The following is a 25,028-nucleotide window of genomic DNA, read 5'->3' as shown; positions in this document are numbered from 1 at the left end:
GTCAGTCGTCGGTCAGGCCGTAGTCGGGGTTCGGGGCGAACTGCTCCGCCGTTTCGTCCCCCATCGGCTCGAAGTCCTCGTCGGCGTCGTCGTCCGGCGGCTCCACCCTGCCGTAGACGATCCACTGGCTCTCCGGGGGCACGTCCGCCTCCCCGCCGTCCAGGGCCCCCTGCTGCAGGGGGTGGTCCGGGGGGATGATCCGGACCGGCCGCCAGCGCAGTCCGGCGCCGAGCAGGATCTCGTTCTCGGCCGGGCTGTGCGAGACCTCCCGGAGGAACGCCCCCGGTGTCCGGTCGGGCAGCATCAGGTACAGCCGGATGAGCCGTTGGCCGAAGGCCCCGTGCAGCCGGCTGCCCGCCGAGACCGAGACGTACGTGGGCTCGGTGACGACCTGCCCGACCTCCAGGACGCCCGGGTGCAGCCCGGGTCCGACGTACGGCGCTCCCCTGCTCACCACGAGGTCCCCCGTCACCGGGCTCTGCTCGATGGAACTGTCCAGGTTCCCGATGACCTCCCGCACCGGGCCCGGGGGCAGGGCGGTGTGGTCCCGGCCCGCCATGGTCAGCTGCCACCGGATCTGCTTGACCTCGTAGTACGAGAACTGCTCGGCGACCTCGCCGTCCCCGGTCTCGCTCGGGGCCGTGTAGAACTCCAGCGCCCCGCGTTCCTCGTCGCTCAGCCCGCGGACGAGCTCCGCCATGGGTTCGAGCCCCTGCCGGTCGTAGTAGGCGTCGCGGCCGAGCCTCTGCTGGTCGGTCCCGAAGAGCTCCAGCTGCGCGAGGCGCTCCCGGAACGCCCGCGGCATCGCGTCGAACTCGGCCGTGCTCATGGTCCAGCCCCCGTCGCGCCAGAACAGGTCGGCGGCCCGGGTGCCGTCGATGCCCGCCAGGGCCCAGCCGGACGGGTCGGCCCAGACCTCCGGGTCGTGCTCCGGGAGCTGGTGGTGCCAGCCTCCCGGCGGCGCCGCGCTGTTGTCGGAGTCGGACCCCACCGAGGAGTCGTCGCCGTTCACGATGCTCAGCCCGCCCAGGCCGTTCAGGACGCTTTCGATGTCGTCGGCCGTGTGGTCGCCGACGTGCCCGCCCGGGTTCCCGTCCGCTTCCGCGGCGGGCTCCGTCAAGCCCATCGCCGCGGTCTGCTCCGGGGTCCGGTGGTCCGGCCGGTAGGCCTCGTTCGGGACGAACTCGACCGCTTCCGCGTACCGGCCGCTCGCGTGGTCCAGTTCGATGCCGCGCACCAGTTCGACGCCGACGATGTACCGGCCGTCGATGCCCCCGGGGAACGCGACCTCCTGTTCCTCCTCCGAGAGGCCCGGACGGTTCAGGGTCTCCCGGACGTCGATGCCTCCCGGTGCGTCGATCACGTAGCGGTGCCAGGTCCCCCAGTCGACGTGCTGGGCCGTGCGGGAGCGCGTCGTGCTCACCAGGGCCGACGCCTCGTTGCTCCCCACGTAGTCCTGGAGGTCGGGGTAGCGGTCCTCCTGCCTCGGCCGCATTCCGCCCTCGAAGACCTCGGGGTAGTCGACCATGTCGGAGCGGCTCCGCTCCCACCGGTAGAGGTGGCCGGAGTCGTACCGCCACATCAGGGGCACGGACTGGGCCTCCCGCAGCGCGTCCAGGTCGACGTACCGGCTCGTCGCGACCGGGTTCGGGGGTTCCTGCGCGGCGGCGTGCGGGACGTCGTCCCTCGGCACCAGCGGGACCTCGGGCGCGCCGAACTCGGTGTCCAGGTAGGCGTTCCGCTCGTCGAGGGCGACGTCCAGCGGGCGCAGGTCGGGCCCGTGGTGGTGGTCCTCCGGCGCGCGGTACCGCTCGACCAGCCGGCCCTCCCCGTCGTAGGTGTCCACCCGGCCGTCGGCGAGGTAGCGGGTCTCCCCGCCGCCCGGGAAGCGGTGGAACTCCGTCCCGTCCGGGTGGCGGTGGATCTGCGTCCCGTCGGCGAGGTAGTGGACCTCGCGGTCCGCCAGGTAGTGGACCTCCCGGTCCTGGAGGAAGTGGATCTCCCGGTCCGCGAAGCGCTGGATCTCCGTTCCGTCCGTGAGGTGGTGGACCTCGCGGTCCGCCAGGTAGTGGACCTCCCGGTCCGGGAGGAAGTGGACCTCCTCCCCGGTGGCGTAGCGGTGGATCTCCACACCGTTCTCGTGGCGGACCTCGGGGCCGGACCGCGAGGAGCCCTCGCCGTTCCCCGTGTTGTCCAGCGCGCGTCGTACCGGCGCCGACCGTTCGAGCCGGCCGGCCGCCGGGGCGTGCGACGGGGGCGTACCGTCCGGGGCGGCGCCGGCCGGGTCCGGGTGGAACGTCCGGAACAGCCCGGTCGACCCGTCCGGGCCCGGTTTGACGTACACGCTCGCGGTCGACGGACCGTCGGGGCCGGCCGGCCTGCCGCTGACGCCGGTACGGCCGGTCGGCGCGTGGACCGGCAGTCCGGTCTGCCGGGCGACGGCCTGGGCGTGCTCGGCGGACTCACAGCTGAGCAGCGTGATCGAGGCCGGGCCGCGGCTCGGGCCGCCGTCCGGGTCGCCGTCCGCGTCGGCGTTCACGTTCCGGTGCGCGTCGGCCGCCTTCAGCGCGAGGTCGGCGAGCCGGCGCTTGAGCAGGGCGCCGACCTCGGTGCCGGTGACCCCGTGGGCCTTGGTGCCGTCGGTCAGCGGGAGGTCGAATCCCTCCGAACGGCCGTGCGCGGCGAAGAAGTAGGTGTGCTTCCCGTCCCACGGCACCTGCTGCGGCACTCCGGTCGCGAAGCCGTCGGTGGAGCGCGGCACGAAGCTCGTGACCTCGCTCAGCCCGGGGTACAGCGTCGACCGCTTCGCCCAGTCGGCCTCGTCGAAGAGCGCCTGCCCGGTCTCCCGGCCGGTGGCGTCGGTGATGGTGTGGGTGAGCAGCAGCTCGTCGGGGACGGTCCGTCCGTCCGCCAGGCGCACACCGCCGGAGGCCGGCCCGGTCTCCTCGGTGAGGTCCGTGGCGGGCTCGTCGCCGGTGCGCCGGGGCGGCGGCACGGCGGCCGTGTTGTCCGTCTCGTCGGACGCCGACTCGCGGGCCCTGAGGCGGACGTACGTGACGCCGTCCTCCGTCCGCGTCAGCGTGCGCTCGGTGACCCGCATCCGGGCCCCGGGCAGGAAGAGGACCTCTTCCTCCTCCATGTGCGAGGAGAACGGCGCGATGTCGCGGCCGTTGAGGCCGGTCGCCTCCAGCTCCAGCAGGACCCGGTACTCGTCCTGGCCGTCGTACTTCTTCATGAAGCCCAACGAGGTGCTCTCGTTGGTGCTGAAGCTCGCGAACGTCCGGTGCAGGATGACGTCGCCGCCGTACTCGGGCCCGGCGGGCCGGCCGGTCGGCCGCATCGGGTCCTCCAGGGTGCCGTCGCCGCGGAACAGCGTCCCCCTCGCCGCGGGCAGCAGCCGCAGCGCGTCCGCCAGCAGATGGCTGTGCAGCTGCATCTCCCGCTGGATGCCCGCCAGTTGCTCGGCGGTCAGGGAGTCGGCGAGACTCCACGGTTCGGTCCTCGCCCGCATGCCCTCGTGCAGCTCGGGGATCCCGGTGATCGAGCCGGGCAGCGCGGTGCCCGGGTCCCGGTAGTGCTTGGCGATCAGCGCCGCGATCTTCCCGCGGAGCGCGGGGACGGCGTCGGGGCCCGGGTTCTTGAGCAGCACGTTGATCAGCGAGTAGGCCGGGCCGGTGTAGGTGTACAGCGCCACGAAGTGCGCGGGGCCCAGCAGGTCGGTCACGTCCGTCGCCCTCGCGACGCCGTTGCGGGCCATCCACTGCAGGTACGGGGGCGCCCCGAGTCCCTCGTCCGGGTTGGTCTCGGTCAGCGACTCCCAGCGCCGCCGCGTCTCCTCCAGGACCGTGTCGTTCACCTCCTTCGAGGTGAGGGCCCACTCCAGGTAGGTGCGCTCGTGCGGCAGTCCGGCCGTCAGCTCCGCCGGTGCCGGGTGCTCGAAGGCCGGCCTGACCGGCCCGTCCCAGCCCTCCACCGGCGGGCGCAGCTCCGCCGGCGGGACCCCGGGCACGTTCCGGTACAGCTCGGCACCGTCGGTGTACCGGTGGCCGGGGAAGGCGCCGGCGAGCCGCATGCCCGCCACCACCTCGTGCAGCGAGTGCTCCCCGCCCGTCAGCAGCCAGCCGTACAGCGCCCGGGCGAACAGGTCGTGGTCGCCCTGCCCGAGGAGCCGGTACGCCTGCATGGCCTCGGCCGCGACCCGGGAGGCCGCGCCGTCCGCCGTCCTGATCCCCAGCTCCCGCAGGTCCGCCTGCCGGACGGCGTCGGCCCGCAGGGCCCCGGAATCGTCGAGCCGGAACCGCTCGTCCCGGGCCAGCCGGTGGAACTCCCGCATCACCTCGTGCAGGCTCCCGCCGCTGACGAGGTGGTCGGTGCCCTCCGCCCCGGTGGCCTCGGCGATCCGGCGCAGCGCCGCACGGGCCCGGTCGACCACCCGGGGGTCGCCCGCCGTCCACGCTCCGAGCTCCCGGTCGAAGGCCTCCGTGTGGTGCCGGTACCGCGGTTCGTCGAAGACCGTGTGCCGTACGACCGCTGCCGTGGGCGGCGGCTGGGCACCGGGGAGGACGACGGGCGGGGAGCCGTCGCCGGGGTGGAGCTGCTGGTCGAGCGGCGTGTCGGTGTCGAGCGGCGTGTCGACGCCGAACTTCACCGCTCCGTCGATCCCGCCGTGGACGTCGCCCCGGTCGGCCTCCGGGTACGCCGCCCTGCCGTCGTCGTTCAGGTAGGCACCGAGGTCCACGGTCCCGTCCTGGGCGATGCGCTGCCAGTTGCCGCCGCGGACGATCACCGGACGGCCGTGCGCGTCCATCCCGACGCCGGACGTGACCACCAGGTGGCCCCGGCCGCCGCCCGCCGCGCCGGCCGCGGGAGCCGGCGGGACGAACCAGACCTGGCCGTCGGCGGCGTAGGCCACGGCCTTGGGCAGCCGGGCCCACACGTGCTCCATGACCTCGCGCACGTACTCGCGGTCCGGCCGGACGTTGAGGTCGCAGGCGACGAAGCGCACCGGCTTCTCGCCGTCCCAGCCGTCCTCCTCGTAGAGCTTGAGCAGCCCGCCCGCGACATCCGCCGGGGCGACCACGACATGGCCCATCACGGGCACGCCGTCGGCGGTGTGCATGGCCAGGGTGAGGTAGTCGTTCGCGTGCGGGAGGTTCGGGAAGACCGACTCGGTGAGCGTCCGCCAGTCGGCGTGCCGGTCGCCGACCCAGTACAGCGCCTGGGACTCCAGCACGGTCAGCTCGGGGGCGGGTTCGTACCCGGGGTCGCGCCAGCGCTGCTCGACCTCGGTGACGGCCACCGCGCGGCCGGGGCGCTTGAGCTTGTCGACCACGTCGACCAGGGTCCTCAGGTCACCCGCGTCGACCTCGCCGCCGCCGTCGCCCTTCAGCGTCCGGACGTAGTCGACCAGGTCCGCCCTGGTCACCTGCCGGTCGGCCGGCAGATGCAGGGCCTCGCGGACGAGGTCGGCGGTGCGGCGCAGCCTGGTGAGGTGCGCCAGGGTGATCCGCTCGGTGCCCTGCTGCAGTTCCTGGGCGAGCTTGGCGGTGCGCCAGGCGTTCATGCTCGCCTCGCGGCGGGCCGCCTCCCCCGCGACCAGGTCGGTGACCCGGCCGGCGAGCGGGCGCCCGTGGTCCGCTCCGATGTACTCGGCCAGTGGCCACAGGTCGTCGTGGGTGCGCAGCCCGGGGACGTTGGCGAGCCCGGCCAGGGCCTCGTGCAGCCGCTGGTCCGCGTCGCTCGCCTTCGGGAACGGCGAGGGCGTGGTCCGCTCGGTGGCCTCGATCTGCACGTACGGCTCCCGCAGAGAGGACTGGAGGAGTTGCCGCCCGCCGAGGTCGAAGGTGCTGCCCGGCCGGATCAGGACCTCGGCCTCGCCCTGCTTGTCCGAGAACGGCTGGATGTCGAAGGCGCTGCCGCCGCCGCGCACGGAGAAGTGCAGTAGGGCGCGGTAGGTGAGCGGGAGTTCCGTGCGGGTCTGCATGAACATCATCGCGGTCTGACGGTCCATGCTGGTGCTCACGAAGTCGGGGTTGCGGAAGGTCTCTCCCCCGTAGGAGGGCGACAGCCGCCTGCCGACCGGTCCCGGCAGGCCCAGGACCCGGTCGCCGCGCCAGAGCTCGCCGGAGTACGGGGGGAGCTTGGCGAGCGACTCGGAGATCAGTTCCGCGTGTGCGATCAGCTCCCGCTCGATCTGCGGGAGCCGCTCCTTCACGGCGCTCTTCAGGGCCTTCCAGTCGTCGGCGGTGCGGTTGCGGGGCAGCTTGGTGAGCAGTGGTGCGAGCACCTGGTCGTGCTTGAGGATCGACGGCAGGCGGGCCGGGTCCGGTGTGCGCAGCAGCCCCGTGATCTGGACCTCCAGGGCCCGCTGCCGGGTGAGCGGACCGAACCTCAGGGCCACGTTGATCAGCGCGTAGGCGGGGCCGGTGTAGACGGCCAGCGCGTCGAAGTGCGCGGGGGTCAGCCGGTCGAGCACCTCCCGCGCGCTCAGCGGGTTGCGGCCCAGCCACTCGGCCACGACCCGCGAGGCCCGGGTCGGGTCGTTCGCGGCCACCGTGAACCCGTCGCGGTTGCGCTGCGCGTTCTCCACCACGTCGTCCCGCCAGCCGCCGTCGGCGCGCGGCTTGTGGAGCAGGTCGTGGTAGGCCGCCTCGTGGGGCAGCATGCCGTTCTCGCCCAGCAGCGCGCGCACCTGCTGCTGCGGGATGCCCGGGATGTGCTGGTACAGCGTCGAGACGTCGTCCAGCGCGTTCGGCGGGAGCGGGGGCAGTTCGTCCAGCAGCTGCGCGCCCTTGAGGATCTCGTACAGCGAGTGGTCGCCCAGCGGCAGCATCCAGCCGGTGAGGGCCAGCAGCATGTCCTGCGGTGCGCTGTCCACGACCTTGAGCAGTCGGAAGGCGTTCAGCATCTTCGCCGTGGTGGCCGAGATGCCGGTGCTGAGCGGCATGCCCTTGTCGCGGTGGGCCTCGCCGTACCAGGCGGACTTCTCGTTGAGCATGTAGTGCGCCCGGCCGGGCTTCCACGTCAGCGCCTCCCCGTCGCCGACGCCCTGCTGGTACGCCAGTTCCCGGGGGCTCAGCGGCATGCCGCGGTCCTGGAGGCCCTGCGCCGTCAGGTCGTTCGGCGGCACCGGCTCACGGGCCTGGCGGGCCTTCAGGCTGGCCAGGTACTCGGCACCGGCCTTGAGCGGTTCCGCGCCCTGCTTGATGACGGTGCCGGTGCCGAAGTGGTCCTTGGCGAACATGGTGTTGAGGCCGGGCAGGATCTCCAGCACGGAGCGGGTCCCGCTCCGGAGGAAGTCCTGCTGGGCCGCCAGCTCGCGCAGGTCCAGCCCCATCGCCTCGGCCGTCGCCGTGGGGTCGGGGGACTCCAGCATCCGCTGGAGCACCTGCTTGAGGCCGAACGGGGAGTCCTTGACGTAGGCCGCGTTGTAGAACGCGGTCAGCAGTTCCCGGGTGTTGCCGGTCCGCATCATGGTGCGGAACTCCGCCAGGCCGAGCTGCTCGCCGACCTGGCCGGCGGAGCCCTCCTCCGGCTTCCTGTCGGTGTTGAGGAAGACCTGGTAGAGCTCCCCCTCCGGGGTCTCGGGGTGGGCGGCCCGCAGGGCGTCGTAGAGCCGCTGAACGGCGTTGCGGGCCGCGGCCTGCGCCTGGGGGTGCGCGAAGGCGTAGGCACCCAGCCGCGCCTCGAACTCCTCGGCGCGCCGCCGGTGTTCCGGGGTCGCGTGGAGCGCCTGCTTGGGGACGCCGAGGGGCTGGAGGTCCCGCTGGTCGACGACCGGGTGCTGCGCCGTGGCCTCGGCGAGCGGCTGCGGGTCGTGCAGCTGCGGGCCGTGGACCTCGACGACCTCCACGACCGGCCCGTGGGCCGGCGGCGGGGCGTGCTCCGGCGGCGGGGCGTGGACGCCCGCCCCGTTGTCGACGGTCGGGGTGTGCGCCCCGGCGCCCTCCACCGGCAGCCTCAGGTGGAGCCACTGCCCGCCCGCCTCCAGCCGGGGCCGGCCCGAGGCGTCCCAGCCGACCCGCGAGCCGACCACCAGGTGGGTGCGGCCCTGGTCCTGGACCACCCAGAGCTTGCCGTTCCCGACGTACGCCTGCAGCTCCACCCCGGGAAGCCGCTCGCGCAGGGACCGCAGCACCTGGGTGACGTACTCCTGGGCGTCGCAGGCGACGAACCGCAGCGGGCGGCCGTCCCACTCACCGGTGGCGTGGAGCTCCGCCAGCGACTGGGCCAGGTCGTCCGGGTGCAGGGGCCAGCCGTTCCAGCCCGGCGCTCCGTTCTCCGTGACGGCGTGGTAGGCGATGGTGAAGTAGCGCGGGTCCTCCTCGATCGACCGTACGCTCCGCTCCAGGTTCTCGTGCGTGGCCTGGTCGGCGAGCGGGTCCCGCAGGACGCGGACGCCGCCCTCGTGGTGCGGGGTCAGGGAGCGTGCCACCTGGATCCCGACCGGGCGCCGCGACAGCGCCTCGCCGTCCGGGTGGTCGGGCGTGAACTGCGTCCAGTGGTCCGCGGGCGACACCCCGGCCGTGGTGTCGGCGTGCGGGATCTCCAGCTCGACCGGCATCAGCCCGGACAGCGACCGCTCGTTGCCGGGGTCCTGACCGGCCGGGTCGCCGCCCTTGTGGAGGGTCACTTCGAGCTGGACGTAGCCCGTGTAACGGGCCATCGGGGTGTTCGCCTTGGCGTTGGCCACGTTCCGGCCGCCGGCGTCGGTGACGGTGCCCAGCCGCTGCCGGTAGGCGCCGCCGACCAGCAGCGAGCCGGTGCCCTCGACCAGGGCGCCGAGGTCGCCCTGGACGCCGACCTGGCCCCGGAGGTTCCACTGCCGGCCGGTCAGCTGCGTGCTCCGGTTGCCGCCGCCCGACTCGTTCGCCGGGCTCAGCGCGGCCCTGGCGCTGTCCCCGTGGTACTCCAACTGGACGAGGGAGGCTTTGACCGCCACCTGGACGTCGTCGACGAACCAGCGCCGGCTCACGGACGGGGTGCCGATCGCCCGCTGCGGGCCGACCGCCCCGCCGGTGCCCTGGTGGGCTCCGACTGCAGGGGTCAGCAGGGCGGAGAGCTGGGCGTGGCTCAGCCCGGCGGAGACCACGGGCTCCAGCCGCTTCCAGGGTCCCTCGCCGAAGAAGCGCGGGCCCTCGGTCCGCAGGAGGCCCCGCAGGCCCGCGGTGTCGCCGACCCATCGCAGCACGTCGCCCGGGCGCAGGCCGGAGGTGAAGATCTCGGCGGGCGGCACCCGCAGCTCCTGCGGCAGGACGGGCCCGCGGCGCCGTCCCGGCACGGTGGCGGCGGGAGTGGAGCGGTTGGGCTCGGTCAGCACGTCGGCGTGGACGACGGTCTCCGCGACCGTACGGCGCAGCCGCCACTGCGGGACGACGGCGTTGCCGGCCTCGGCCAGGCGGTGGACGACCCCGGGCATCCCGGACCGAGGGGGGCCGGTGACGGGGACCACCGGCCGGGTCTCCAGGGACAGCGGTACGGCGGGACGCCGCTCCATCACCACGGAGAGCCGGATCACGGCCCGGTGCGCCTCGGCCGCGAGCTTGGTCTTGACGGCCGTTCCGGTCACCACGACGTCCCGGCGGTGGTCCAGCGCGTCCTGCCGCCGGGTGTGGGCGACGCCGCCGCCGACCACGGCGGACACGCCGGTGCCCACGGTCCCCAGCACGGTGAGCCCGAGCGAGTCGGCTTGCCCGCTGCCCGAGTTGGTGCCGGCCTCGGAGCTGGTGAAGGCGGTCTGGGTGCTGGAGCCGATGTTGAACTCGACCTGGGGCGCGTCGCCCGACTTGGTCACCCGGTCCACCGAGGCGGTGATCCGCACCGTGCTGCGGCCGTGCGTCAGGACGATCTCGTGGCCCGACGTCATGGGCTTCAGCAGCGGGTGCAGCTTGTCGAAGTCGAGGGCGTCGAGGAGCTTGGCCTTCATCCCCTCCCAGTCCCGGCCGAGCGCCGCCCGGCCCTTCGGCTGCAGCTCGGCGACCACCGTGGTGACCGCCTCGGGACCGGTGTGCACCGTTCCGTCCGCGCCCTCCAGGTGGACCCGGGTGACGATGTCGGAGGAGCCGAGCCGCTTGTCCGGGAGCTGCAGGGCCGGCGGGTTGTGGCCCGCCGGGGGCAGCACCACGTCGCGGTGCGGCGCGGCCACCAGGACCGGCGCCGCCGCGGTCGTCCCCGCGAGCGACCGCTGGAACCGCTCCGGCATGAACCGGACGGTGAACACGGCGTCCCCGTCGAACAGTTCGGCCGTCTCCACGCTCTTGCCGCGGCTTCCGGTCCCGCCGGTGCGCTCGATGGTCAGGCCCCGAACGCTGTCCCTGGTGCGGGCGTAGTCGCCGGTGACGGTCACGTGCGGGACGGTGCCCTTGAGCGCGGCCCCGGCCCGCCAGCGGTTCAGCCGGTCCCAGCTGTAGCCGACCACGGTGCGCTGCTGGCTCCCGAGCTCGAACTCGAAGCCGTCCACCGTCCGCCGGTGCCGCAGGGCCAGCGGGGCGACGGTGACCTCCACCTTCCCCTTCCAGCTCCCGGTGTCCACCGCCACGCTGAGCCTGCCGCCCCGGCTGAGCCGGGACAGCGAGGCGGTCAGGCCGGCCCCGTCCAGCTGGGACGCCAGGCGGACGGACGCCTGGGCCGACACCGGGCCGACCGTGCCGAGGAGCCGCTGGACCTCGTCCAGCACGGACGGGCCGCGCCGGCCGACGCCGAGCACCACGTCGGAGTGGCCGAGCCTGTCCGGGACCCGCAGGTTCGCGGGCGCCTGCCCCGTGTGCTCCGGCCCGGGCAGCGGCACGTCGGGCCGCGGCGCCGCCCCGTCGAACGGGTTGCCGATGACCCGGCTGTTCCGTGCCTGGGGCCGGGTGTGCGCCTGCTCCATGCTCAGCGAGGCCTCCAGCACGACGTGTTCGCCGTGCGGCTTGCCGTTCAGCGTCAGCTGGAGCTCGAACCGGGCGTCGTACAGCACCTGCGCGCTGCGGTACTTGCCGCTCGCGTAGCTCTTGGCCGAGGTCCCGCCCCGCCAGCCGTCCCGGTCGCGCACCTCGCGGGTGACCGTGGCGGTGCCCTGGAGGGTGTCCGTGAACGGCTTGCCGCTCTCGTCCAGCACGTTCTCGCGGGTGTGCACCGGCCCCTTGCCGAAGCCCTGGGCCGAGACGTTCCAGGTGTCGGAGTCGAGGAGCCGCTTCGACTCGAAGGTCGTGCTCTCCCGGACCGGGTTGAGGTCCGCCGACGCCTGCTCCCGCCGGTACGTCAACGCGGCGACGTGCGCCGTGACGCCGAGGCCGAGCTTGCTCAGCGGGCCGAGCGCGACCGCGGGGCTGCGCAGCGGAACGTCCTGCGTCATGCCGACCAGGTGGGCGCCGACGGCCGACTGCGAGAACGCCCGCAGGACGTCCTCCCTGACCTCGCCCCAGGCCTTCGCCCCCAGCTGGGCGCGCCCGAGCTCGTCCAGCCGGGCGTGCAGCGGTGCGACACTGCGCACGTCGCGGACGACCGTGGTCTCGGGCAGCCCGGTGTAGGCGGCCGAGCCGTGCCAGATCCCGGACGGCGGGTGCGGGACCAGGGCGCCGGGCGGCAGCGGCGCGTGGTCCGGGTGCGGGGCGGGCTCCACCTGGCCCGGGGTGACCGGGCTGGTCTCCGACCGGTCGACGACCACCCGGAAGCCGAGCCCGGCGTCGACCGAGCGGGCCTGGACGCGCTGCACCCTGCCGAAGGCCCCGAACTCGACCTCGATCCGCGCCTCGCCCTCGAACACCACCCCGGCCGTCTTCACCTTGGTGCCCAGCGACAGTTCGTCGCCGCCGCCGTTCAGCACGACCTTCTCCCGGCCGGTCCTGACGCCGGCGCCGAGGCCTGCGCCGCCGCTCTTGGCCGATCCGGTCGCGCTGCCCACCAGCGGGAACTGCCACCCCGACTCGGTGGTGTCCTGCTCCGTGTGCGAGCGGGACGTCCCGGTGGCGATGTTGAACTCGGTGGGCGGCAGCTCCGCCGTCGGTTCGATCGTGTGGATCCGGGCGTTCTTCAGGGTGATGACGGCCTTGGGGCCGAGGAGGCCGTCCACCTCGATCGTCCTGGTCTCGCCCGACATCAGCGCCTTGAGGTCCTGGTGCAGCGTGCCCAGGTCGACCTGCTCCAGGAGCCTGGCCCTCAGCGCGGGCCAGGTGCTGCCGAAGTGCTCCCTCGCCTGCGCCTCGAAGCCCGCGACGAACTCGGCCATGCCCTTGGCGGCGGTCCTGGGCGCGTTCAGCTCGACGAGCGGGATGCCCTCGGCCTCCTCGGTCGCCCCCGGCCCGCGCCGCAGCGCCCACACGTCCGTCACGATGTGCGAGCCGGACAGCCTGCCCCCGCCCGGCCCGGCCCCGGGCGGGGGCAGCAGCGGAAGGACGGCCGGCTGCGGAGCGCCGGTCTCCCGGAGCGGAACCGCGACCTGGGCCTGCACGTCGACCGGGGGGACCGGCTCCGAGGACACCTCCCTGAACACGCCGACCGTGCGCCGGCCGAGGTCGAGGAACTCCGCCTTCAGGCGGAAGACGGTGTCGAACAGGGCGGCGGTCTCCGACGTCTTGCCACGGGCCACCATCCGGCTCGCCTGGGCGTCGGCCGTCCCGTGCTGCCAGCCGTGCTGGTAGCCGACGGTCTCGGTCAGGTCGGCCGGCTTGCCGAACTTGAACTTCGCCTGGGCGCCGACGTTCAGCTGGAGCAGGCGGTCGCCGGTCACACCGACCGAGGTCTGCCGCTCCGAGCCGTACTCGAACTCGAAGTCGTCGGCCGCCCTGACGAAGGTGCTGCGGCCCAGGTCGGCCCCGACCCGGACGGTGCCGGTCCAGGTGCCCACCGAGAAGGGCACGTCCCAGACCTCGCCCCGGGACAGTGCCGTGAGCTTGGCCTGGAGGGTCTCCGCGCCGAACAGGGTCTCGGCGAGCGTCCTGGCCGCCGCGTCCTCTCCGTGCAGCACCTGGGCGAACCGGCTCGTGAAGTGCTCCAGGAGCTGGGTGCGGGTGCTGCCGAGCCCGATCAGCACGTCCGAGGCCGCCAGGCCGTGCTCGTCGATCCGGGGCGGACGGGCGGGCAGGACCGGGCCGAGGACGGTGTGCTGCGTCCCGTTCGCCTCGGTGACGACGTCGCCCGGCTGCAGGACGGGGCCGTCGTCCTCGTGCTGTCCTTCGGTCCGCGTCGTGGAGTCGATGAACTCCCGGAAGCCGTCGAGCACTTCATCCTCACTCGGCCGAACGACCGACCGGCTCTCCCCCTCCACCAAGTCCATGAACGCCCGGAGCCTGCCGAACACCTCCTCCTCGCCCGGCCGCACGACCGACCGGCTCTCCCGCTCGGTCGACTCCATGAACTCCCGGAAGCCGGTGAACAACTGCTCCTCGGCCTCGGCCCGGCTCACCTGGTTCGCCGGCTCCGGGTGGTCCGCCCGCGGGTCGGCCCCGAAGAGGTGCTCCAGCAGCGGCACCAGCTCGGGCACGTTCTCCCGCACCCACTCGGCGCCGTTGTTGCGCGCCAGCCCCGTCAACGGGTCGCTGCCGTGGTTGTGGCCGAAGTACGCCGTCACCAGCTGCGCGAAGAACTCGTGCTCGTTGCGCGCCGAGTAGTTCCCGACCCGGTTGCCGCCCCCGTCCGTGAGCCCGCCGTCCGGCCACGCCGAGACGGACTCCTCGCCGAACAGCTCCGCCAGCGCGTCGGAGACGCTCCGGTCCGCGAACGCCTGCCCCACGAGCTCCCGCTGCGCCTCGGTCAGGCCGAACTCGTGGATCGCGTGAGCCAGTTCGTGCGCCGACGTGGAGTACCCCTCCGCGTACGTCCGGTGCGGTCCCACCGGCGTCCGGGTGCCCAGCAGGTTCTCCTCCGTGATCAGCACCAGCCCGTGACCGCTCGACCCCCGGACCAGCGACCAGTCGCGCCCGTCCCCCGTGCCGTGCCCGGACGCCGCGAAGCCCGGGACCTCCGTCATCGGGACGTCGCGCGGCACCACCACGACGCGCACCCCCGAGGCCAGCAGCCGATCCGCGACCTCCTTGTTCGCCAGCATCCGCACGACCAGGTCCTCGGCCGTCCGCCGCGCCGCCACCGGCTGGTGCGCCCTCGGATCGACCTCGACCAGCAGCCTGGCGGCCGCCTGCACGAAGTCCTCCGGCCCCAACTCCTCGCGCAGGCCCGTCAGGTACGCCTCGTCCGCCACGAGTTCCCGCCGGTCCTCCGACGACAGGTGGTCCAGCGCCTGCACCCACTCGTGCAGCGGCCCGGGCACCGGCATCTCCCCGCCACCCAGCCCCACCGGCGGCCGGCCCACCACGGCCTGTCCGTCCTGCCCGGTCGAAGCGGGCGCCGGGAACGTCGGCGACGGCGGCTGCTGCGGCCCCGTGCCCGTCGGCGACGGCGGCTGCGACACCGGGGCCGGCGGCGGCGGAGTGGGGGCCGGTGCGGTGAGCCGCAGCTCCGACGGGAGTTCCGTGGCGACCTGGTCGACGGGAACCCCCGAGTAACCGGCCGGCACCTCGAGGACCGCGGGCACCATCTGCACGCTGCTGCCGCTCTGCCCCGCATCGGGCTTGACCATCATCCACGTACCGCCCGTGGCGACCACCGGGAAGCCGTGGGAGTCGTAGCCGGTCGAGGACGAGGCGACGAAGGTCCGACCGCCCCCGGACGGCACGGGATCGCCGATGTGGCGACCGGGGAACGGCACGAACCAGAGGTCCTCCTTGGGTGCCCGGAGGGTGACCTGCACGCCCCTCATGGAGAGGTACACGTGGAGTGTGGCCAGGTACACGCCGCCCTGCGTCGCACCGAGGCGGGGGACGGCGAGCTCGATGTCCCCCGTCCCGCTCCAGTACCCGTGCTTCTTGAGGTCCGCGATCAGACGGGCCATCTCCCAGGAGGTGACCTGGTGCCCGTCGACCGTCGGGAGCCCGTCCGCGTCGACACGGCCCACGATCTCGAACGACATGGACGAGCTCTCGACGTACCCGAACTCCGGCAGCACCGTGCCGTCCAGCACCCAGCCGTGGAACCCTCCCGAGGTGTCCGTGAGTGGCCGGCCCTGCTGGACCCAGGCGTCGCCCGGCAGTCGGTGCACGACCGGACCGGACACCGGCGGCAAGGTCGGCGGCAGCTGGGCGGCCTGTCCCGTCTGCTGCCCCGCGGCGGCGTTCCCGTCCCCCGTCGGCGATCCGGGCGCGGTGCTCCCGTCGTCCCCCACCAGGTCGTCCAGCTCGATGATCTTTCCCTCGGACTCCTGCCCCGGCTCGTGCACCGGTTGGTCGTCGGCCGGGTCCGGATCGGGGTGCGTCTCCCAGGAGGTGACCTCGGTGCTGAGCCCGACGGTGTGCGGTGCCGGGCCCACGAGCGGCATTCCCTCGCCGTTGCTCACCCTGAACTCGGTCTTCTCGTCCGCGAAGTACGGCCCGAGCTTCTCCGGCCGGCTCCCGTGCTCCAGCCAGACCCAGTTCCCGGGGCCGACGTGCACCTGCTCTCCGACGAGGGACAGGCCGACCTTCTCGGCGACGAGGAGGTGCGTGGTGCCGAGCGGCGAGGCGGCGATCCAGACCTTCCCCGCCGCCGCGAGCGCGTGGATCCTCCGGTCCATCCGCCACAGGTGGTTCAGCATCTGGTCGGCGTACGACCGGTGGGCGTCCGACGCCAGGTCGGTGGCCAGCAGGCGCAGCGGCCTGCGGACGTCCCAGCTGCCGTCCTCCACCAGCTTGAACAGGGCGTGCGCGGCCTCGGTCGGGGTGAGGGCGGTGCCGTGCAGTGCGGGGCGCCCGCCGACGGTGTCCAGCACCACGGTGAGGAAGTCGTCCCGGAACTGCAGCGTCGTCAGGAGCGGCACCAGGGCGTCGTGGTCCGCGGGCCGGTCCCCCAGCAGGTACAGGCCCGGTTCACCCGGGACCACCGGCTCGGTGTCGGCCCGCCCGACGGCCTCCCAGGCCGTCCGCAGGTCGGCCAGGGCCGAGGTGTGGTCGGTGTACTCCACGTCCTGTGCGACCGCCAGCAGCCGGCGCAGGTCGTGATCGCCCGTTCCGGTCCCGCCGGTCACCTGTCCGGTGAACCGCTGCAGGTCGTCCTGGGTGATCCGGTGGTCCGGAGACAGACCGAGTTCGGTGCGGGCCAGGGTGGCGACCAGGGACACGCCCGTGAGCTCGGCGAGGCCGTGCCCGACGGCCTCGTGCAGGGTGGCGGTGATCCGCGCGGCGTCCCACAGGTGCTCGGTCGCCCGGCGGACCAGGACCTCGTCCGGGGCGGCCGCCTGGGCCCGGCGCGCGTCCGGCAGCCCGACGTGGGCGCCCGCGGCCTTGGCCAGCTGCCAGAGGTCCCGGTGGAACCGCACCTCGGTCGCGTTGGCCAAGCGGGCCAGTTGGGACCTGAGCTTCTCGTGGAGCTGCCGGGGCCACTGCGGCGAACCGTCCTGCCACTCGAACGGCCGCGCGGATCCGTTCTCCACGTAGTCGATCCGCTCGTACGGCCCGGTGCTCGTGCTGCCGGTGCCGCTGCCCGTGACCGTGAGGACGGTATCGGGCTTCACCAGGATCTCCCGCTCCCCGTCCCGATAGCGGGAGAAGGGCGTGATGTCGACACCGTTCTCGCCCGCCAGGCGGATCCGGGCCAGGACCCGGTGGGCCAGCCGGTACTGGGCGAGCTTCTCGTCGGGCGCCAGGAATTCCTGGGCCGTCTCCTCCAGCCGGCTGGTGCTGAGCAGCCCCGCACTGCTCTGCTTGTTGCCGGGCTTGGCCGCCGTGAACACGCTCTCCGGGCCGTCCAGGCGGCCCAGCCCCCACTCTCCCCGGTAGACGACCCCGGTCACGGCCGGCAGCCGGTCCAACGCCTCGATGATCATCTCGGCGTGGATCCGCAGCTCCTTCTCGATCTCGGGCAGCAGTTCCCGAGCCATCCGGGAGAGTTCCGCGGTGTGCTCGGGCGTCCGGTACTTCGGTCCGGGACTGGCGATGAGCCCGCCGAGCTCCGGGTGGTCCAGGAGCATCGACGGCACCGCCTCGACCTTCCCGGTCAGCAGCGTGTCGATCTGCTTGGTCAGCGCGGTGTGCAGCAACGGTCCGTCGAACTTCAACAGCACGTTGATCAGCGGGTAGGCCTTGCCGGTGTAGATGTTGAGCGCCTCGACGTGGGCCACGCTCAGCCGCGCGCCGAGCTCCTCCCGCGTCAGCCCGTTGTCCATCAGCCACTCCCGCTCGAACGGGTACGGCACCTGCCCCGGCTCGACCATCCGCTGCCACACCCGGCGAACGGATTCCAGGCCCTCCTCCTCGAAGCCGCCGTTGCGGCGGGAGCGGCTCGCCAGGGCGTGGTACACCGACTCGTGCGGGAGCATCCCGAGCTCCCGGCGCAGGGTGCTCTCGGGCAGGCCCGGAACGTGCCGGTACATCGCGGCGGCCTCGGTCAACAGGTGCGACGGTACCGGCGGGAGCTCCCCGGCGAGTTCGGCGCCCTTGAGGATCTCGTAGAGCGAGTGGTCGCCCAGCGGCAGCATCCAGCCGACCAGCGCGAGCAGCATGTCCTCCGCCGGAACGTCCGGGACCTTGAGCGCGCGGAACGCGCCGAGCATCTTCGCCGTCGTCGCCGAGACGCCGGTGCTGAGTTGCATCCCCTTGGTGTTCCGGGCCTCGCCGTACCACGTGGAGGCCGTGTTGACGTCGTGCTTGAAGTTGCCGGGCTCCCACTGGAGGGTCCGGGAGGCCTCGGCGCCCTGGAACGTCGTCTCCCGGGGGCTCAGCGGCATCCGGATCTCGATGAGCTTCCGGTCCAGCTCGGGTGGATTCGTCTCGGTCCGCGGCGTGCGGGCGTCGGAGCTGGCCCGGTACTCCCGCTGGAGTGCCATCGGGGCCCGGTGCGCGACCGCACCGGTGGCGAAGTAGTCCTTGTCGAAGTAGCTGGTCCCGCCGGTCAGCGCGTGCGAGACCTTCCGGGTGGTGCTGTTGAGGTAGTCCAGCTGCTGCGGCACCCGGGTGGTGTCCAGTCCCAGCTCGCGCAGCCGGGCGGCCGGACTCCCGTGCTCGGTCAGGCCGTTCAGCACCTGCTTGAGACCGTACGAGCCGGGCGCCTGCGTGCCGTCGTGGGCGTAGGCGGCGTTGAAGAAGGCCGTCATCAGCTCGCGGAGGTTGCCGTTCGCCAGCAGCTCGTGGAACTCGTCCCGGGTGAGGTGCTCACCGACCTGCCCGGCCGAGGTCGGGTCCTTGCTCAGGAACACCCGGTAGACCTGCTCGCCGGTCGGGTCGCCGTGCGCCGCCTTCAGTACCTCGTACAGCCGGTACGCACTTCCCCGGGCTGCTTGCAGCGCCCGTTCGTCCCGGTAGGCGAGCAGGCCGACGGACCTCTCGAAGTTCTGCGCGACGGTCTCGTACTCCGGCGCGTTGTACAGGTGCTTGCGGCCTGCGCCGAACTCGTGCGCCTGCGGGTCCGGCGTGACGATCCGGTGCTCGGGCGTGGCGGTCAGCGGTGCGGACCCGCCGTCCTGGTGGGACGGCAGCTCGGTGGCCACCACCTGGACGTGCTCGGCCGGGGCGGTGAGCCGGACCCAGTGGCCGCCCGGCTCGACGCGCGGGAGTCCGGCACTGTCGAAGCCGACGTCGCGGGTGACGACCAGCCGGCGCGAACCGTCGCCCGCGACGCGGTCGGGCACCAGCCACAGGGTGCCGCCCGGGGCGTCCACCTCGACCTTCAGCGCCGGTCGCTGCTCGCGCAGCGCGGCGACGAAACGGCCCGCGTACGAGTCCGCGCCGCCGCGGCCGGCGTCGCAGCCGGCCAGGCGCAGCGGCCGGCCGTCCCACACGCCCCGGTCGTACAGGTCGAGCGCGGTCCTGGCCAACTCGCGGGGCGGGACGGGCTTTCCGTCGACATGCGGCGCGCCGTCCGGTCCCTTGCCGTGGAAGACCAGGGTGAAGTGGGACGGGTCGGAGGGGAAGTGGGCGAGCGCCTCGTCGGTGGCGCGCGGGTCGGAGCCGCGGTCGGCCAGCCAGTGCACGCCGGGGCGGATCTCGGTCGTGACCGGCGGGCGCTCGTGGAGGGCGCCCGGGGCGCCCAGCGCCGAGGCGACGACCGCCGTCAGGTCGTCCCCACCGGGCAGGTCGGCGGTGTCCCGGGCCCGGACGGCACCTCCGCCGTCGGCCCCTCGGTCGGCGGCCCCCCGGTCGTCGGCGCCGCCGTGGTCGCCGCCGGTGGTCCGGATCAGGGCCCCCGCGGCTCCCCCGTCCGGGGAGCGGTCGCCGCCCTCCTCGGGATGTGCTTCCGTCCGGCGGCCGAAGGCGTCCTCGTGTGCGCGCTGGTGGGCCTTCCAGCCGGCCGCGTCGAAGTGGGCGAGCGTCCACAGTTCGCGGTAGTGGGCGATGAAGTCGTCGCCGTACTCGCGCTTGAGGTGGTCGGTCAGGGCCTCGTTGAGGTCGTGGCGCGCCGCGAGCCCGTCGAAGCCCTTGGCGGCCTCGCGCAGGGCGGGGGCGGCCTCCTTCTCGAAGGCGGCGTGCTCGGCCAGTTCCCCGGTGAGCTCGCGGCGGCTCTCCTCCCAGTGCTCCTGGCGGCCGGCGAGGTCCTCGTGGGAACGGAAGGACTCGTCGAAGGCGCGGGCGATCCGGTCGCCGTGGCCCTCCGCCAGGCGCTCGGCGGCGTGCGTGGACAGGCCGTGCTCGCGGGCGACGGCCTGGGCCTCCGCGGTGGCCTGCCGGCGGACGGCGAGGCGGGCGGCCTGGTGGGTGAGCCGGTCGTGCAGGGCGGCGGGGTCGGTGAGCCGGTCGAGGGCGCCGCGGAGCGCGGCCGGCTCGCCGACGCGTTCGGCGGCGGCCCGGTCCGCTTCCTCGGCGAGTTCGCGGATCACCGTGTCCCTGGCCCGCAGCACGTCGGACTCGCCGGCGCCGAACTTCTCGGCGAACTCCTTGCGCGCGGCGTCCTCGGCCCAGGATTCGGCCGCCTTCTCCGTCTCCGCGACGGCCCGGCGGATCGCCGCCTCGCGGACCGCCTGGACGGCGAACTCGTGCGGCAGCGCCCGGTCGTGCCCGGCCAGGGAGCGGGTGAACAGCTCCACGGCCTCGTCGCGGTCCCGGCGCTTGCCGGTCGCCGCGTCGAGCGGGCCGGCCGCCTTCTCGAAGTCGGCGGCGAGGCGGTCGCGCAGCCGGTCCCGGACCGCCTGCATGCTGCTCGACGACAGGTCGGGGCGTTCCGTCACCCCGGCGGCGTCGAGCAGTTCCCGGTCGGCCGGGGAGAGCCGCTCGTACCAGTCGTGGGCGGCCCGCTCGACCCGGTCCTTGGCGAGGGCCAGGGCGTTCGCCCGGTCGGTGTGCAGGGCGAGTTCGTCGCGCGCGTGCTCGGTGAGCCGCTGGAGGGCGTCCCCGGCCCGGGTGTTGGCCTCGGTGGTGAGGCTGTCCGCGTCGGCGTAGATCCGGGCGACCTCCGCCTCCGCCCGCGCCTTGAAGTCCTGCCGGACGAGGTCCACGACGGGAGCGGGGGTGCGGTCGGGGGTGTGGGCGACGCCGGTGTCGCCGTCGGTGATCCGCGGGGCGTTCCAGGCGGCCGCCGCCCGGTCGAAGTGCTGCACCGCCACCCGGACGGCCGCCTCGCGGACGGAGGCGACCCGCACCAGGCCGTCGAGGTCGCCGAGGATCCGCTCGCGCTCCCCCGGCCGGGCGGCCAGCTCCTCGTACATCATCGCCCGGGCGCGCTCGTGGACCGCTCCGCGCAGGTTCGCCGGCGCATCCTCCGGGAACCGGCCGGGGGCGTCGAGGGCCTCGTTCAGCAGCCGCTCGGCCTCGTCCTCGCGCCGGTGGCCGCTGCCGTCCGGGTCGGCCCGCAGCTCCTCGGCCGCATCGGTGAGCTTGGCCTCGTACTGGTCCTGGAGGTCCCGCTGGGTCCGGCGCCACTGCTCCGCCCGCTCGCCGTCCGCCTCGGCGCGGATGTGCTCGGGGGCGTCGGTGTAGTGGTAGGAGTCCGGTTCGGTGCCGAAGCGCACGGCGGTGTCCATGGGGCGCAGGTCGCCCTCGGACTGGTGCTGGTACTCCGTCGGCTTCGTCGACGCGGTCGTGGTCACGATCGGCTGGTCGCCGTCGGGCGACTTGGAGTACGTGTGCCATTCGCCGCCGCCGACGACCGCCGGGCGGCCCAGCGAGTCGAAGCCGACCTTGTCCGCGACGATCACGTGGCCGGTGCCCGAGGCCGTCTTCATGGTCGTACCGTCGAACCCCGGCGCCACCCAGACCGGCCCGTTCGCCGCGACGGCCTTCAGGTCGGCGAGCTTCGGGTGCGACCAGACCTCGGCCATCACCTGCCTGATGTAGTTCGGGTGCGCGCTGTCGAGGTTGCAGGAGACGAACTCGATCGTGCGGCGACCGCCCGACAGGTGTCCGAGGCTGTCCAGGCCCACGATCACGGCGGCCAGGTCCTTGGCCGATACGGGCACGCCGCTCTCGTCGGTGTGGATCGCGACGGTGTAGCGGTCGTTCCGGACGGGCAGCAGCGACAGCACGTCCGGCAGGTCGGCGCCCGGCTTGCCCGCGACCCACCCGGGCTGCCGCCCCTCGCCCTCGGGCAGGAAGTTGCCGCGGTCCCACGGGACGTCGCCGTCGCCGCCCGTGCGGAGGTAGTCCAGACGCTCGTGGACGACCGGCTCGGGCTTCGGCTGTGCGTCGGGCTTCGGTTGCAGGTCGGGCTGCGGCTCCGGCCGGGGCCTCGACGGCCCGTCGGACCCGTCGGACCCGTCGGACCTGTCGGACCCCTTGGGCTCCTTGGGCTCCTTGGACTCGTTCGGGTCCTTGGGGTCCTGGGGGTCCTTGGGGTCCTGGGGGTCCTTGGGGTCCTTGGGGTCCTGGGGGTCCTTGGGGTCGTGCGAGTCCTTCGGCTTCGGGTCGAGGTCCTGCCGCTCGCGGGTGCCCTGGTTCCCGCCGTCGTCGTGCTGCCGGGGCGGTGCGGCCGGCTGCTCCGCCGTCATCGGCGCCTCGGCCGACGACTCCGTCCTGGACCGCGTCACAGGCGGGGCGGACCCCTCCGAGGTCTGCTCCGCCGTCCTCTGCTCCGCCGTCCTCTGCTCCGCTTCGTGCCTCGGTGCCTGCTCCGGCGTCTCCTTCGGGCCCCCCGTCGTGTTGGCCGGCTTCGGCGCCTCCGGCCTCTCGTTGTTCGAGGAGGACTTGGGCGCCTCGGACGACGTCCTCGTCGAGCCGTCGCCGCCGGTCGTCCTCGGACTGCCCGCCGGGGGCTTCGCCGACTTGTCCCCGGCCGGGGCCGCGGAGCCGTCGGAGTCCGTCCTCAGGTTCTCCGGCCGCGAGGCGTCCAGCGGGCCGGTCCCGGGCAGCTTGCCGCCGATGCCCTCGGGGCCGCCCACCGCCCCCGCCCCCTCCGGGCGGGAGACCCACAGGGAGGTCGGGTGGCCCATCAGGTTGGACACCACGGCCAGCGGGAAGCGCGCGTAGTTGGGGAGGTTGATGTCCTCCATCCGCAGTCGCAGCGGGCCGCCGGCGATGTGCCCGAGGTGGCCGAGCGCGCCCATGGCGACGCCGCCGTAGAAGCTCTCGACGCTGACGGTGAACTTGTGGTTCTCGCCGAAGGCCAGGTTGTACGCGCCCTCGGTGACGATGTTCTGGACGCCGCCCTTGAGGTAGTTGCCGACGCCCTCGCCGAACCGGTACAGGAACTGCCCGGCGGTCTGCGGGTGCAGGCCGTCCATCAGGCTCACCGCGCGCCCCGCGAGGTCCTGGGTGGCCTGGATGGTGTCCCGCAGGTGCTGCTGCTCCGCCTGGAGGAACTTCAGGTCCCTCATCCCGCTGTCCAGCGCGCCGCCGCCGAGCTGCTTCAGCTCGTTCTGCATGTGGCCGATCTGCTTGGTGATGCCCTGCAGTTCGGCCCTGAGCGTGCCCGACTCCATCCTTCCGCTGGCCGCGATCAGTGTCGACACCAGCTTGTTGACGGTTCCGAGGTCGATGGCGTAGCGGGCGCCCTCGCTGACGAGCCGCGAGGCGATCAACCGGCCCGCGGCGTTGGAGAGTTCCTTGTCGATGCCGAGCTCGGCGAGCTGCCGCTCGAAGGTCTCCCCCATCTTCTGGGTGAGCTTCTCGACCTTGCTGAGGTGCTCGGCGACGTTCTCGATCCCCTTCTCGCCGGCCTCCTTGCCGAACTTCTCCCCGACCTTGTCCGCGAGCTCCTTGAGGGCGTTGTCCTGGACCTTCTTCTCGGTGTTCTTCGCGACCTCCTTGGCGGTGTTCTTCGCGGCTTCCTTGGCGGTCTTCTTCGCGAGGTCCTTGGCGACGTTCTTCTCGGCCTGCTCGATGGCGGTCTTGAGCGTGAGGCTGCCCTCCTTCCGCATCAGGTTGAGGGCCTCCTTCAACGTGCCGGTCGGGAGGTTCTTCAGCAGGCCCTTGAACTCGGAGCCGGCCAGCGCCTTGAGGTCGGCCTGCAGCCCCTTGCTGACGCCGCGCCCGAAGATCCGCCCGAAGGCCTTGCCGAGACCGAAGGTGAACAGCTCCAGCGGACCGGTGAGCAGGCCGTTGATCGCGCCCATCTCGATCGACTGGATGAAGGATTCCTTCTCCCACTTGTCCTTGTGGCCCTGGCCGATCTGGATGCCCTGGATGATCCCGTCCATCAGCATGGCGGTGGTGATGGAGAGGAACTCGTGCAGCAGGAGCTGCTTGAACAGCCAGATGAAGACCTGCTTGATCACCGCGCCCGCGGTCTCGTAGGCGACGAAGATCCCCGCGAGCGAGCCGCCGAAGGTGATCGGCGACATGGCGATCGCCCAGGCGATCTGGGCCACCAGCTGGATGAGCTGGGCGATGATCATCCACTTGGCGTACTCGACCTGGTTGGCCACCTTGTGGGCGAAGTCGCCGAGCTGCTTGGCCATCTGGCCCGCCGCCGAGACGTAGTCCGTGCCGCCGGTCTCGCCGATCAACTGGCGCATCTGCTCCAAGAAGGCGTCGGCCGCCTGGCCCTCGAAGCTCTCGGCGCAGAGCTTGACCAGCTCGACCAGGTAGCCGCGGAGCTCGGGGACCTTCTCGTGGATGGCCAGGTAGTCGTCGCCCGCCATGCGCAGGTGGTCCTCGTTCGCCTCCGGCCACTTCATGCCGGTCACGATGCTGAAGAACTTCGCCAGGCCCGGCGGCAGCATGATCGACACGGTGGTGCACTCCTGGCAGTGGACGAGCGGGGAGGGGGGTGCCCGGCGGCGGAGGTCCGACGGACCGGTGGGGCCCGCGCCCGGGCACGGCGGCGGGCCGGAGGCCGCGTCAGGCGTTCTTGGCGTCCTGGTCGGCGTCGTTGAGGATGTTGGAGGTGTTCGTCCCGCCCCTCCCGGCGCTCTCGACCGTCTTCCGCACCTTCTTGAACAGCGCCGTGATCGACGTGGTGGGCTCGTCGACGTTGTCGTGGTACGTCGTGCCGATCTCGTCGTTGCCGGCCGAGTTCTTGTTGTACGCGTTGATCTCCCCGGTCTTGACCTCGAACTCCTGGAAGAGGTCGGACAGTTCGGGGTACTTGGAGAACTTGTCGGTCAGGTCCGACAGCGCGGTCAGCCTCGGCTTAGCCACGGAACTCCTCCTGCCGGTCGCGCTTGCGCCGCTCCTCGGCCGCCGCCGCGTCGGCGAACCCGGGCCGCATCTGCCGCAGCGGGGCGAAGAGGTCGTCCAGTTCGGTGCCGCCGGTCATCGAGGCCGCCAGGGTCTCGCCGAGGCCGCTGAACCCGCTCATCGTCTCGGCCACCCGGTCGCCCATGTCGGCCCGCGCGGTGTTGAGCACGTCGATGAGGGCCTTGGACAGCTCGCCCGGGGCCATCGAGCGGTAGGCGGTGGTGTGGAACGTCAGCGACACCACCTGTCCCTGCGCTCCGACCACGGCGGTGACCAGCCGGTCCTTGGAGGTCACCGAGGCGGTCGCCGTTTCCAGCTCCTTGGCCGCCGCGGCCATCCTGGCCTGCTGTTCCCCCAGCGCGGCCATCGCCTGCTCGATCTGTGCGGTGAACGGGAACTCCACGCCCGCACCTCCCTCTCTTCCCGAGGGTGCGTCCCGGGCCCGGAGGTGTCGGGCCCGGGACGCACCGGTCCATGGGG

3 protein-coding genes are annotated in these 25,028 nt (G+C 73.2%); all 3 read right to left on the bottom strand.

All coding sequences use genetic code 11. The features are described 5' to 3' along the window. Nucleotide 1 precedes the first annotated feature (1 nt). The 3 genes from ACWGKU_RS05435 to ACWGKU_RS05425 all read right to left on the bottom strand — a co-directional run bounded on the left by ACWGKU_RS05435 (nt 2) and on the right by ACWGKU_RS05425 (nt 24,951). On the bottom strand, nt 2–24,091 hold the full coding sequence (locus ACWGKU_RS05435) for an ADP-ribosyltransferase (protein ID WP_452191356.1): 24,090 nt from the start codon (nt 24,089–24,091) through the stop codon (nt 2–4). A gap of 118 nt (nt 24,092–24,209) precedes the next feature. Continuing rightward, a complete protein-coding gene (locus ACWGKU_RS05430; RefSeq protein WP_359899434.1) occupies nt 24,210–24,509 on the bottom strand; it encodes a hypothetical protein in 300 nt (99 codons plus the stop codon). Then, entirely contained in the window at nt 24,502–24,951 is a 450-nt protein-coding gene (locus tag ACWGKU_RS05425) for a YbaB/EbfC family nucleoid-associated protein (RefSeq protein ID WP_359899436.1), read from the bottom strand. Before ACWGKU_RS05425 ends, ACWGKU_RS05430 begins: the two co-directional genes overlap by 8 nt. Nucleotides 24,952–25,028: the final 77 nt, after the last annotated feature.

This window comes from Kitasatospora sp. NPDC054768 (assembly GCF_053612025.1).
Note: the sequence above shows the minus strand (reverse complement) of the source record. Positions and strands in the feature narration are given on the sequence as shown.

Bases quoted from the DNA above. Each gene is read 5' to 3' on its own strand.
- ACWGKU_RS05435 (WP_452191356.1), bottom strand. From the start codon at position 24,091: ATGCTGCCGCCGGGCCTGGCGAAGTTCTTCAGCATCGTGACCGGCATG.